The sequence below is a fragment of the Acidovorax sp. ACV02 genome (assembly GCF_014851475.1).
Classification (GTDB): domain Bacteria; phylum Pseudomonadota; class Gammaproteobacteria; order Burkholderiales; family Burkholderiaceae_C; genus Acidovorax; species Acidovorax delafieldii.
In genome coordinates, this window is record NZ_JACUZU010000013.1 from 61,460 (window position 1) to 74,489 (window position 13,030).

The 13,030-nt window shown below is 60.8% G+C and carries 8 protein-coding genes; 5 read left to right on the forward strand and 3 right to left on the reverse strand.

Features of this window, described 5'->3' with window-relative positions:
- Positions 1-368: 368 nt before the first annotated feature.
- The 4 genes from IB236_RS23250 to IB236_RS23265 all read left to right on the forward strand — a co-directional run bounded on the left by IB236_RS23250 (position 369) and on the right by IB236_RS23265 (position 7,759).
- Positions 369-2,804, forward strand: coding sequence for an ABC-three component system protein (locus IB236_RS23250; protein WP_192422377.1), 2,436 nt, complete (start codon positions 369-371; stop codon positions 2,802-2,804).
- Positions 2,797-3,450, forward strand: a complete 654-nt coding sequence (locus tag IB236_RS23255) for an ABC-three component system middle component 1 (RefSeq protein ID WP_192422378.1) — start codon at positions 2,797-2,799, stop codon at positions 3,448-3,450. Before IB236_RS23250 ends, IB236_RS23255 begins: the two co-directional genes overlap by 8 nt.
- Entirely contained in the window at positions 3,447-6,521 is a 3,075-nt protein-coding gene (locus IB236_RS23260) for an AAA family ATPase (protein ID WP_192422379.1), read from the forward strand. Before IB236_RS23255 ends, IB236_RS23260 begins: the two co-directional genes overlap by 4 nt.
- 647 nt (positions 6,522-7,168) lie before the next feature.
- Entirely contained in the window at positions 7,169-7,759 is a 591-nt protein-coding gene (locus IB236_RS23265; RefSeq protein ID WP_057228344.1) for a hypothetical protein, read from the forward strand.
- A 316-nt stretch (positions 7,760-8,075) separates the two neighbouring features.
- On the opposite strand, the gene IB236_RS23270 is transcribed toward IB236_RS23265, so the two are convergent.
- Positions 8,076-9,296, reverse strand: coding sequence for a CynX/NimT family MFS transporter (locus IB236_RS23270; protein ID WP_192422380.1), 1,221 nt, complete (start codon positions 9,294-9,296; stop codon positions 8,076-8,078).
- Between the two features lie 354 nt (positions 9,297-9,650).
- Positions 9,651-11,294 carry a carboxylesterase/lipase family protein gene (locus tag IB236_RS23275; RefSeq protein ID WP_192422384.1) on the reverse strand — a complete coding sequence of 548 codons (1,644 nt, stop codon included), beginning with the start codon at positions 11,292-11,294 and terminating at the stop codon, positions 9,651-9,653.
- A gap of 228 nt (positions 11,295-11,522) precedes the next feature.
- Here IB236_RS23275 and IB236_RS23280 point away from each other — a divergent pair, with 228 nt between their 5' ends.
- Positions 11,523-12,461 carry a LysR substrate-binding domain-containing protein gene (locus IB236_RS23280; RefSeq protein WP_146870892.1) on the forward strand — a complete coding sequence of 313 codons (939 nt, stop codon included), beginning with the start codon at positions 11,523-11,525 and terminating at the stop codon, positions 12,459-12,461.
- Between the two features lie 471 nt (positions 12,462-12,932).
- Here the strand turns inward: IB236_RS23280 and IB236_RS23285 are convergent.
- Positions 12,933-13,030, reverse strand: a 98-nt coding sequence (locus tag IB236_RS23285) for an IS3 family transposase (RefSeq protein WP_156358536.1), incomplete at its 5' end; no start/stop codon positions are given.

The following is a 13,030-nucleotide window of genomic DNA, read 5'->3' on the forward strand; positions in this document are numbered from 1 at the left end:
ATGTCATCGGCGTTCTCATTTATTTACGCGCACGGACAGTCGTGCGACCGCTACGCAGCGTCTCCAGCCCTTCGATCGCTGCGGCCGAACTCACACTGCTGGCCGCATACCGGTCATCTGACGCGGTCACACATTCTCCTTGAGGGGCGCCTCTTAAAATGGCGTATGTGCACATGCATCCTCTAGCTCAGGGAGTGTCACCGCGACGGGCTGCAACTGACCAGCCGGCCTCCTCCAGAAGGTTCTGTGATGGGCGCTCTTCGCCATTGCTATGATCACTAAATAATGATCAGAATAGACGGAGGGAGGAAAGCGATGCGTCAAGAAATTCCCGTCCGGCAACCCTGGAATTCCCTTCCAAGGCAGGCATGACGCCTCAAGAAATTGTCGAAGCAGCGCTCGTCACAGGCACGAAGCGCGTCCTCGTCCTTGGCTGCTTTGAGCAGCGTGTGACTGTCTACTCCCAACAAGTGCGCGCATTCAATCTGGTCGATGCGATCTTGTCGCAGGGTCTGGTGCGACTAAACGGCGGGAAAGTGGCGATTGTGGGCGGCGGCGTCGCCGGCATGACGGCAGCGGTTGCCTTTGCAAAGGCTGCCCCGAACTTGGCAAGGCTGGACTTGTTCGAGCGCAGACCGAGCACCCTGGATTTCCAGCGCAACAGTCGGCGCTTTCTTCACCCACATTTTTATGACTGGCCAGCGCAAGGTTCTGATCAATCAGACGCCGGCCTGCCATTAATGAACTGGCAAGCCGGACCAGCGGGCGATGTCGCGAAGACTCTTGCTGCCGAGTTTGAGCGCGCGATCGGCACGTCAAAGCTTGCCGTCTTCTGCGACCACGAAGTCACAGAGCTCAAGAGCACCGATCTTGGGCCTGTTCGCGTGGTGACGAATGTCGGCACAGCCGCCAACCGAATCTATGACGTAGTGGTGCTCGCTATCGGATTCGGCATCGAGCGGTTCCTAGGTCCCGAGACCTCGTCGTATTGGACGCCAACGGAACTCTCTGGGCCCATCCTCGCAGACGTCGACAACCCACTGATTTTCATTTCCGGGAACGGTGATGGCGGGCTGGTTGATTTCTTGATTGCAGCCTTTGACAGCCATGAGCACAGCGATATCTGCAAGCTGTTGGTCGACCAGGATCTCGGCCCGGCGCTCGCCGAACTTGAAGCGATCGAGCATGAGGCGTGGGCGCCCGGCGCCGATATTGATTTGCTTGCTCACTATCGCGACCGAGTCCGACATCTCGTCCCGCCCGATGTCTGGGCAGCCATCAACGAGCGGTTGAGGCCGAATGTGCGGATCTGCCTGCACACGAAGGAGCAACGCCTTCTTCGGCGGGCCACCGCCTTGCACAACCGATTCACGGTATTCTTGGTGCTAGAGGCTGACGCGGATGACGCAATGGGACGAAAGGCCATCACGCTCAAGGTGGGTGTTGATTTCGATGGCGTGCCACCAGAGACCGGTGACGTGAGGCTGGTGGGTGATCCTAGCGCCATCCAGCCGTTCAAGCGGTTCTTGCGTCTCGGACCGAACGCCGACGCCAATCTGACGCCGTTCGCCAAGCTGCTTGCGGCATATCGCGAGGCGATTGCAGCAGGAAACCCGATCCGACCGGTGTCGCCGAGACTCACCGCAACCGCCGTCGATCGGTTCGAGCCATTTCGCGAAAACGCGGCGGTTGCCGCAGTACAAGCAGCGCCGCAGGTTGCCGCCTACCCCCACGCCCAGCGCGTGACTATCACCTTGGCCACCAACGGCAATGTGGTTTGGGCAGGTGACATACAACCATCAGACATCCACCTGTTGTGGGCAGCCGGCTCAACAGTGGACCTGTACTGCGACGTCAATGCTGCCGACGCTTCGCGCCTGCTCCCTGCCATTGCCCGCGTCGGTGCACACGCTGGTGGCCTCACTCTCATAATGCGTGATGCTGCGCGATGGCGAACTGCACTCAACAGCCTGTGGTCGGATCGCTCGCACCCGGGGCCCAACCTGGCCTTTAGCTCGCCGATCGAGGACTGGCGCGACCCGCCGCCTCTCGCTCAACTCGCTGAACTTCACCTTGGCGAGATGGTCGACACGATCCAAGACCGCCTCGACACCAGCACCCTTAGCGCCGTCCACGGTGCCCTGTTCGACTTCTTGGGGCCGCCTGCTGTCCCAACTGGCTGGGAGATCGAGCCTGCCCTGCGAGAACGGCTGTGGGAACTCTGGCAGGTATGGAATGGCGCCCTGGCGATCGATCCGGAGAAACGGCGCCGTTTCCTTCGGTTGCTCGCCAGCGTTCACGACAAAGTCGACGTGGAGGAGGCCGCTCTGGTGCGCATAGGGCCGAAGATCGTGAGCAGGTACCTGACGATGCCAACCATCTTCGCCCTGGCATTTGCGGCCTGCTCCGGCCGCCCGGTGGCGCCTGTATCGCAGCATCCTGGAAACGTCTCTGTAGAAGCACTAACGGGGCACACCTGTGGCGTGGAGTGGATCGATCGCCGCTCAATTCACGCACTCATGGCGGGGCAGCACAACTGGACCACAAGCGTCGTTCTGTTGTCCGAGCTGAGCGAAGCCGTGCAGATGATGGAAGGCGATATTCGGATGGACCAGATCAGCTCTGACCGACCGAAACTGGGCGTGCCCTCCTTGAGCGAGAGGCCCATCGTCATTGGGGCGAACGGCGAGTTCCTATGTGCACTTGAAGAGGGAACCCTTGCAGTGCAACGGTTCTTTCAGTCCATCTTTCAGCGTCGGGCAGATGCAGCTCGACAATCGTTAGAGGAGGTCGACAATGCCTGATCTAGACGCAGCCAGCCTCGTAACCATGTTGCGTCAGGCGGCCAGAACCATCGGCGCCACTGTCGCGGATGCGCCTGAGTATCTGAAGGGCGATCGATTCAATTCCGAGGTCCTAAGCGACGCGATTTCAGGTAGCACGGTCCGGCGGCAAGGTAGCGACCTACCAGCATCTGTCGAGGCGGTGATCTTCGACGACTTTCCTGTGTTGTTGGGGGTTCTGACAGGTCCACCCAGCAGGGGCAACGTCAGTACGCAAGTTCTTCGCTATCGAAACCAGGCCACCATCGCTAGGTCGTGGCTTGGCGCGGCCGCTCCGAATCTCCATCTCTTCGTAGCTGCTCCCGTCGGCGCATTTGGCGCGCCAGAGTGGCGCCAACTTGCTGCGGAGATCGAAGCAGACGATCGTGTCTGTCGGAAGCTCGTCTGGTTGTTCAATGATTCCCCGACGGCAGACAGCGCCAAGGAGTTCTTAGAGCGCACCTTTGTCGCGCGCCCCTGGCCGACAGAGCAGCGATCTGAACGCCTGGATAGCGTCGCAAACTTCTCCCTTCCCGATGGTTGGGAAGATGCGCTACAAGATCAGGAGCTCGACTTCACGACCCTTGTTGATCGGTTGATTGAGCTGCAGCGAAAGGAAGCTGTATGACCGACCTGTATTTGCGGGGCGTTGAGTTCTCTAACTTTCGGATCTATGGCGATAGCTACGCCTTCGAGTTTCCTGCTGGCCCTGGCGTCACGCTTATCACCGGCGGGAACGGACTGGGCAAGACCAGCTTTTTCGATGGTATCGAATGGGCGCTCACCAACGACGTCGGTCGCTTCAAAGATATCCCGACCGATGGACGCCGCAGGAACATAGACCCTCTGACACGCATCGGTGCACCCGAGAAAAGTCACCGCGTAAGCCTGCAATTTTCGGATGGGACTGTCATCGATCGAGGCGCAGGTTTCGAAGCGAGCGAAGCCGAGATCATCAAGCTACTCAAGCGACCCGAATGGGCTGAGATCAGCAATCTCCACGGCTATTTGTCCATCACCCATTTTTTTGGGCAGGCGTCTGCACAACGCTTCTCGCTGAAGAAACCCACTGATCAATGGGAAGCGCTGAAAGGACCCGCAGGCGTTGATCGCATCAACACGTTGCGCGAGCGCATGAGTGGGATGGGGGTGAAGCGAGCCTTCACTCGCGCAATTGAGGACAGAGGCGCGAAACTCGAGCAAGCGACCCTTGACCTGACATCGTGGAATGAATTGCTCAGTGAGCGGGACCGCGCGCGGCAGTTGGCGTCTTCTGAAAACGCGGTGCCGCCGTCGGAGCTGAGAACGGAGGCAGACAAGGTCGCCAGTCAGGTCATCGGGCTGACGAATCTGGGGAGCTGGCCTCAGAGTTCCCCAAATGAATCGCCGGAGGCTGTGCTGGATGCGCTCTCTTCGCTATACCGCTCGGCGAAAGAGCGAGCAGCTGCGGACAGCGATGCCATTGATTCGCTAACTACTCTTCTTAACGCATTCGAGTCTGCTCGCTCCGAAAGCTCCACGCTTGGCTCTCAAGTGGAGGTGACCGACGCAAGGCTGGCGCTATTGCGTGAGGATTTGAAGCAGGCCGATGCGAAACTGCTTGAAGCGGCTGAAGCATTGCGGACCGGCGAGCTTGAGATCAGTCACGTCCAGAATCGCCTGGTCACTATTGGCCGTGTGGCGATCTCGGCGAAACAGCAAGACGACGCTCTAGTGCGTCAGGCCGCCTTGCAAGCTGAGCATACTGCAGCAGAGGCAGCGCAAGCCGAGGCGGCGAAGCGTTGCGAGGAGTTGCAAAAGCAGCATGCTGCAGCTGTTGCCCAGCGCGCCGATCGTCGCGCTCTTGCAGATCAGGTGACCTCTGCGAGGAAGCGATCGCAGATCTCCGCATCGCTCGCGCGGGTGGGCGCTGAGATTGGTCGGGTCACGCAACTGATAGCTGACCGAAATTCGCCTGGGATTCGCGAAAGGCGGGCAACGTGGGTCGACCAAGCGGAGAAGGCGGCCGCCCGTGTTGCCTCCCTGAACGACGACCTTCGTTTGCACGATGAACGATCACGGTCAATCAACGAGGCGGTAGCAGCGATCGCTCATCGGCTCAGCCATGACGACACCGCGTGTCCGGTATGCACGACGGCATTTCCTCCAGGCCGGCTGTTTGAACTTGTGCAAGCTCAACTGGCGGTCGGCGCCACACCTGCGCAAACCATTGCCAACGCCTTGGCTGAGGCGCGGAATGAGATTGAGACACTCCACCGTCAGATTGCCGGGGCGGATCGTGAATTGGCCGACGTCGGGCAGTTGGACTCCTCCTTGGCCGCTTACCTCGCTGAGGAGAACGATCTGCGCCAGCAACTGGTCGAGGCCGGGGGGGCCGCCGATGGCAAGTACGGCGAAGGTGGTGTTGTCGAGTTAGAGCAAGCGCTGGTGCGCCTTGATGAGGCTCTGGCGCAGACCGCGACTCCGGAAGCAATCGCCGTTCTACTTTCAGCGGCCGAGGCGTCCGTCAAGGCCGAAGCGGCCAAGCGCAGCTCAACACAAAAGCTTTTGGCCAGAGCGGCCGACGAGGGTCAAACGGCACGATCCGTGCTGCTTCAGCATCCCGATCTGTGGAGCGTTGAGCGGGGCATCTTGGTTGACTTGGCCGCGGAGCAGGAAGTAGCGGAAGAGCGTGCTCGCGACGCAGGAGAGCGGGTCACAACAGCGAGAAGCGGCCTGGCCACAGCGCAGGCAAACCGTGATGCACTTCAAGCAGCGGAAGCGCGAGAAATCGGGGCCATTTCAGCTGCAAATGCCCGTCTGGCTGCGCTCGCACGTGAGATGCAGGAAGCCCGCGGACGTTGGACCGAAAATGGTCAAACTGGAGACCCAGACCCGAATCGTCTGGCTTCGTATCGCCAGGTGACGGTTGATCGAATCTCAGCGCTGAAGCCCATTGAAGAAGCTATCTATCGGCTGACCGTTGGGTACCGCAAGTGGCTCCAAGACGAGCAACTGCGTAAGCTGGAAGCTGACATCGAGGGCAGGGTTCAGGCCACGCAGGTCGAGACAGAACAGGAGTATCAAGCCCACCTTACCCAGCGTGTTGAACAGGCCGCAAATGATCTGAAGCTCGCTCAGGCAGCGAAAGACAAGGTCGACGACGTCGGCACTCGCATGCAAGAGCTGGCCAAGGAGTATGCTGGTGGCGTCCTTGTTCCGCTAAATGCGACCATTAGGCGTTTCGCTCGCGCGCTCATGACGTGGTCAGATACGGCCGTCACCTACAAGGCGGAACATCACGCCACCCGCTCTGAACTCCGACCAAACATAGTCCGCAGCGAGCTTGACGGATCAACGAGTCAGGTGGACATGAATCCAAGCCTCTACTTCAGCGAAGGACAGCTATCGGCGCTCAGCGTTGCGGCGCTCCTGGCTGCTAGTACGACGTTCGGCTGGTCACGTTGGCGCGGGCTTCTTCTGGACGACCCGCTTCAACACAACGACGTTATCCATGCCAGCGCGTTCATGGACCTACTTCGGCAGATGGTGCTGGGCCTGGGCTACCAAGTCATTCTATCGACCCACGACAGTGCCGAAGCTGAGTTCTTGAGCCGAAAGTGTCGTAGTGCAGGCATACCACATCGCGTCCATGAGCTTGTTCCGAGCGGCGCGAGCGGATTGGTGAATCCATATGTGGACAGCTCACGCGTTGCCTAAGGAAGAGAGTCCGTCAAGCCTGGTGGTTAGTTCGCTTCCGATCATCTGGGTCGATGTCTTCGGCGCCACTGGCCGGCGAGAGTCCGGTGATGACCATAGCTGCCGCTCGGATCCGCGACCGCAGTTGGCTCTGTTCAGCCTGAAGCTGCCGCGCCGGACGTCTGTTCTGCAGCGATTGCTGTCATCCAAACCGTGCCATCTAAGGCGCACTATCGGACAAGAGCTGCCGCTGGCGGTTTGAGAAAGCACTCGCTGAATGTTTGCATTCACTGGCAGCAGCAGGCCCTGAGTTCGCATGATGATTCAAGCGCCTTAGGCTTCGCTCCATTTGCCATCCGGTTTACAGCGTCGGCATCGCGTTTGGGCGACAGCGCGGCTCCTCTATCCGCGAGCTTCAGGGTATCTGGTCACAACGATGCCGAGCACTCTGCGATTAGTCCTCTGATCCAAAGCTGGGCGGGATGCGAGTCATTGCGTCGATGCCAAGTCAGGTCGAATACGATTTCAGGCAATGTGATCGGAGGCTGAAAAAACGCCAACTGGCGACCAGCCGGCGCCGGGCATGCTCGTCCGCCCCCGGTCAGGCTAGCCGCCTTGCGGCCACCGCTTCAGGACGAGCGCGTCTTGCCGATAACCAGAAGGTTACGATGAAAAGCCTCCTCGCTCTGCTGCTGGTCAGCGCCTGTTTCCAGGCGCAGTCCGCCAACCTGCCTCCCTGCGACAAGGCGGTGCGTTTCACTGCGGCTTGGTTCGCCGACCCGGAAGTGGGCAACGCCAAACCGGCCGCCGAACTGACGAAGATCGGCGCGGGCGCCGGCCGCAGCGGTACGCAACTCGGCCACGTCGTTGTCGAGACCAAGCTGGCGGTGATGCCGCAGACCAGTTGCCAGGGCGTCGTCGTGCGGCTGGATTACATCAAACCGGTGCTGCGCGTGGCCAGCGAGATCCCGCCGGGCAGTTGTGCCTATGCGCACGTGATGAGACACGAGCAGATGCATGTGCGCATTCACCGCGACATCGCGCGCCAGTTCCGCGAGCTGGACTATCCCTGGGCCTCGGGCAGCAGCAGCGCGGCCATCCTGCTCTACGCAAAACAGGAACTCGACCGCCTGATGCAAGCCCAGGTGCTGTTCGACAACCCCGAGGAATACGCCCGCAACTTCAGCGCGTGCGGTGGTGAGATCTCGCGGCTGGTGAAGCCCGCGGCGTCTACCAAGTCGGGGAAGACACCGGGTTGAGGCAGCCGCCTTCCGCGAAGGCTGATTGGTCGTGCCTCGGGCCGGACCAGACTGATGCCGGCGGTCAGGCTTGCTGCCGCCGAGACCGGAGTGAGCCACCGCGCCGACCTTCGACTGCGCCCCTTTTTCCGCCCCCGCACCCAACAGGCGTGTGGGGATAGAGGCACTCGCGTGGCTCACGGGGTCGTCGGCACATGAGTCAAAAGTGGCTTACTTCTACATCGGCGCCAACAGCCGACATCTTCGAGCGCAACAGCCTGAACGACGCTCGTTGTCCGGAGTGCTGCAAGTGAGGGGCGCTTAGCCCTGCCCGCCTTCAGGCCGGTTGTTTGAGGCGCACCCACAATGAAAGTGCAATGCCCACCACCGAAGCTACGCCCGTGACCGCCCAGGTGAAATGCCAGCCGCCCGCCAGACCCGCTACCCAGGCCACAAGCGGTGGACCCAGGAACTGGCCACAGGCTGAGCACTGCTGTACCCATCCCATCGTGGTGGACACCGTGTGCTCGCTGGGCGCCACCCGTACCGCCAGGGCAAACAAGGTGGCAGGAATCATCCCACCCACCGCCGAAAACGCCACCACAGCAGCGAAACGAAGGATCGGGCCATCTCCAGCCAAGGGGCTGAATGCCACCACCGTGGCCAATGCAGTGCCGCCGAAGCCGATGACTAACAGAAGGTGCGTGCGCCAACCCGCCCGCATCAAGCCACCGGCCACTAGGTTGCCCACCACGTTGGCCGCGCAGGCCAGTGCGGTCAACGCACCGGCGGCCACGCCGCTGACACCGGCCTGCATGTAGATGGAGGGCAGAAACCCGATGACGGCCAACCACTGGCAGGAGTACATACCAAAGGCCACTGCCACCACCCAGGGCCCGGGACTGGCCAGTGTCATCCGCAGCCGCCTCACCAGAACCAACACCGCAGGAGATGGGGGGGCGGTGTGCGGACGGGCCACGGCGGCTCGCCGGGCATCCGGCCCAACGGCCCAGGCCAACCAGAGCCCCGCGCAGCCCGCGACTACCCCCAGCAGCCCCCACCAAGCCTCCCAGTTCCACCAGGCCATGACCACAGGCCCCGTCAGAAGCGCCAGAGCAACGCCAGCGGGCATGTAGGCACCCCACAGCCCCATGAAGGCAGGCAGCCTCGCAGCAGGCACTAACTGCCGCATCAAGCTAGGCGCTGGGAGCACAACACACAGGAAACCCAACCCCTCCAGCGCCCGCAATGCGAGCAGGTCGGAAGGCTGGCGAGCCCACACTCCCGCCAAACTGGCGAAACACAATACGAAAAGCCCACACAGCATGGTGCGCCGTAGGCCGAAGCCATCGGCCAGCGCCCCGACCAGAACGCCCAGAAGCATGCCTGCCAGTTGGACCGCCGACAGCAGGAAACCTGCCTCGACCAGCGAGACCCCCAACGCATCCCCCAACACGGCAATGGCGGGTGGAATTTTGCCGATGTGCACGGCGGCAGCGAGGCCCGCCACAAAGACAGCGATAGGTGCGCGCAGCGAAAAGGAAATCAACGATCGCATTGCTTCAAGGCCTGGATACGGAAGGGGGCGGCGGACACGCAGTCGTCGTCCACACGATAGCAGGCAGCACCGCCACTACGAAACACCGCCGTCACTGGTGAGGCGTGTCATTGATCGGGCAGCCCCAGCCCAGCGTCGCGCTTGCAACAATCGCGGGCAGCGACGCATTCCACACCGACCACGCCGAGCGAATGACCTGTAGGCTTTGCGGCGCTCCAGGCCCCCCCCGATTGGCGCACTCGCGCTCGCGCTGCGCCAGCTTAAAGAGTTAATCGTTGCCATCCGATCGCTGACATTTCGGGGAGCCCTAGTCCACGCGGCCCTGCCCGCCGAGTGACTTCGCGCCCTTTTTAATTATTGGTACCCCAAAAGGGCATCCCACACGCGCATCTGGGCGATCTTGGGCACCGTACCGAACGCGATGGATGAAGACGCTCCAGTGCCAATCAGCGCGGAGTTCGCACTACCGCTGCCGTAGCCTGGCCAGGCGGTGCCGTCCGCAAAAGTAGCAGTCCCGCTCTGGGCGAAGGTGGTCACAGCGCTCATCAAATGTCGACTGAGCTGCTGCTCTGCTGAGCCCGACCCGACTTTTTGACGGTAGTAATCAAGCCCATACGTGCCGAACAAGAAGGGCAACTCTGCACAATGTGGCACGCCCCGCCCCGGGGCTGGCAAGTCATGCATGAAGGTTCCATATCGCACGTTGGCGCCTTGCTTTACAAGACTGTCAGCATAGCGGACGCAGAAGTTGCGCAGGTTGCGATCACCGTTGATTTCAACCCACAGGTTACCCGGTGCTGAGGAGCGACCTTCGGCCAAGGCAGCATCCTGATAGGCAGCTATCACCTGGGAGGCCCGACTCGCAGAACCAGAAAGTGGCGCGACGAGGGCTGTGAGCGCCTCCATGGAGGAAGGCAGCGGAGCTGTGAGCGAGGCCTGCGTTGCTGGGTCGACTAAGTCAACAAAAAAAGATCCCTCGGTAAGCGTGTTCGTGATCAGCACCGGTACACGCTGGGGCCATCCCACCCGAGTCCAATCGGCGAACACGCTCTTCCCGTCCATCACGGGTGACGCCTTGACGCCAAAGCCGGATCGGAATGTAGCGGGCAGCGGTTGAGCGTTCAATGCCAACTCGGCCGCATGCAATGTGGCCGCAGGGATGCCCAACAACCCTTTGGGTGTGGTCTTGAGGGTCGTGGCTAGCAGTTCGGTGTAGCTGGCCGCGTCTTGAAGGGAGAACCCTGCAGGCGCCGCAATACCGGCAGAACTGAACAAAACAGCTTTGTGCAGCCACTGGCTCCAGACGGGATGCTGCGCAATCAATGCCGCGTTGACAGCGCCCGCCGATTGCCCTGCGAGGCACACGTTGCCTGGGTCCCCGCCGAAACGAGCAATGTTCTCGTGCACCCACCGCAACGCGGCCGCCTGATCCTGCAGGCCCCAGTTCGCAGCAAGTCCGGTTTCAGGATCTGTGAAATCTGGGTGGGCCAGGCTGGACATTGCACCCAAGCGGTAGTTGACCGTGACGACAACCAGTCCCTGCTCAGCGAGCCTCTGCCCGTCCATCAGGGGCATGCTGGTCGCGCCCGTGCGCCACGCACCGCCATGGAGCCACACCATCACGGGGGCCTTGCTGACGTCGCGAGGTGCCCAGATGTTGAGAGTGAGACAGTCTTCGCTCTGCTCTTCAGGTTGCGTGTAGATCCAGGTCACATTCGCAGGGAGCGTCTGCAGGCTGGCAGGACCAAATGCTGTGGCTGGGGTCACCTGCGCTGTTGTGGGCGCATAGGGCTTTGGCGATTGAAACCGCAGCGCTCCAATAGGCGGACGCGCATACGGAATGCCTTTGTATACCGTCGTACTACCAAGCATAGTTCCGCTGAACTTACCGGATGTGGTGTCCACCACGGGCTTTTCATCGCCTCCGCCACCGCACCCTATTAACGAACCGGCAAGTGCCCCGGAGGAAACCTGTAGAAAGATCCTTCGCGTTGTCATCATGTCTCCTGGAATAGTTGGTCTAGATGTCAGTTGCTGACAAACTTATGCTAGATAACCAACCTTGCGGTGGCGAGACTCAGTGGTAGAACACCCCGTTGCAAAAACAGGCACATCGAAGAAGGCCTGGGCTGCAGCAACCTATGGCAAGCTGGGAATTGCACAGCGGTAGAGCTTGAACCTCAGGCGCACGCGTTATTTGCACAACGACGATGACGGATGGACCTAATGGACAACGTGTTGCTGGCTGTGGAAGACCTTCTGAGTTTTGTAGAGGTAGCCGACGCAGGAGGCTTCACCGCTGCCAGCAGGCGCACAGGCATACCGAAGTCGCGATTGAGTCGTCGCGTGGCGGCTCTTGAATCATTCCTTGGGGTTGCCCTGCTGCACCGCTATGCACGGCGGTTTGAATTGACCGATGTAGGGCAACGCATTTTTCTACATGGCCAGGCGGTGCGAGCTGAAACGCAAACGGCTATCTCCGTCGCACGTGAGAGCCTGGAGAGTCCCTGGGGACAACTACGGGTGGCTTGCCCAGCAGCCATTGCGGCATCCCTTGTTGGCCGAATAGCCCTGCAATTCAGCGCTCGCTATCCTCGCGTCACCCTGTCACTTCAAACCACGGACGGTCGTTTGCGCCCCTTGGACGACACAGTGGACCTCGTGATTCAGCCGACCACACAGCCTCTGACGGACTCCAGCCTTGTCGCCAGACGGCTGGCAACGGTCCCCTATGGGTTGTATGCAAGTCCAGCGCTCGTTACAGCGCTCAACATCCCGGAGACACCATTGGCACTATCCCGCTGCGCTGCTGTGGGCTGGAGTATTACTGCGTCACTGGCTCGCTGGACACTGATCGGCCCCCAGAACGAAAGTGCGGACGTTGAGCTGGACGTGCGCTTTGTGAGCGACAACCTGCTGTTGAACCGAGACGCAGCGCTTCAGGGGTTAGGGGTTGTGCAGCTTCCGAGGATCATGGCGGCCAGCTTTGTCGCGAGCGGACATCTGCTTCAGGTAGCGCCCGACTGGGTTCCCCCCGCGATGCACATCTACGCCCTTTATCCGTCGCGCCGCCACCTAACGCTGGCGGGCCGCTGCTTTCTGGATATGCTGGAAGACGGAATGAAAGATGTAGGAAGCACTTCAGGTCAGCCGCACTCGGCGTGAGTCAGCGATGCATCTATCGTGAGTGAGGTAAGCCGCAATAGCGGCCATCTTCGCGCCTGCGAGTACGCCACGATGAAGGTTCTAGATCGGCGTCGGTGGGCATTGCATTTCAGCTGAGCGAACGCGCCTTTGCGATTTGCGCACACGCGCTGGAGTCCGGCGCTACCCTAGCTGTGCCCGATGCACAACGCCCCCCCGCCTTGAAGATAACCCCCTGGTGCCGGGCATGCGGCATGGCGCTTTTATGTCTGCGTGCCGCTCGTCGCGCCCGAGGAATGATCTGAAGCCAGCGCCCGATCGAAGTGAACTCGACAGCGTCGATGCCCTGCAAGCGCCGGGGGCCTACAGGCCTGGGATGAGTGCAACATTGGAGGGAAGGGTGGTTTAGTCAAGGTACCGTGTTGTTGGTGCCACTCCAAAACTGACCAGCTAACCCATAAAGGGGGGTGCGGATAAAAACTTGGACTGGTTTTATGCCGCAAGTCCAAGGCTCACCCGGTATTCGATAGGGCTGAGGGAGCCAAGAGAGATCTTGATCCGCTTCTCGTTGTACCAGCGGATGTAGTCGT

Bases quoted from the DNA above. Each gene is read 5' to 3' on its own strand.
- IB236_RS23250 (WP_192422377.1), top strand. From the start codon at position 369: ATGACGCCTCAAGAAATTGTCGAAGCAGCGCTCGTCACAGGCACGAAG.
- IB236_RS23255 (WP_192422378.1), top strand. From the start codon at position 2,797: ATGCCTGATCTAGACGCAGCCAGCCTCGTAACCATGTTGCGTCAGGCG.
- IB236_RS23280 (WP_146870892.1), top strand. From the start codon at position 11,523: ATGGACAACGTGTTGCTGGCTGTGGAAGACCTTCTGAGTTTTGTAGAG.
- IB236_RS23260 (WP_192422379.1), top strand. From the start codon at position 3,447: ATGACCGACCTGTATTTGCGGGGCGTTGAGTTCTCTAACTTTCGGATC.
- IB236_RS23270 (WP_192422380.1), bottom strand. From the start codon at position 9,296: ATGCGATCGTTGATTTCCTTTTCGCTGCGCGCACCTATCGCTGTCTTT.
- IB236_RS23265 (WP_057228344.1), top strand. From the start codon at position 7,169: ATGAAAAGCCTCCTCGCTCTGCTGCTGGTCAGCGCCTGTTTCCAGGCG.
- IB236_RS23275 (WP_192422384.1), bottom strand. From the start codon at position 11,294: ATGACAACGCGAAGGATCTTTCTACAGGTTTCCTCCGGGGCACTTGCC.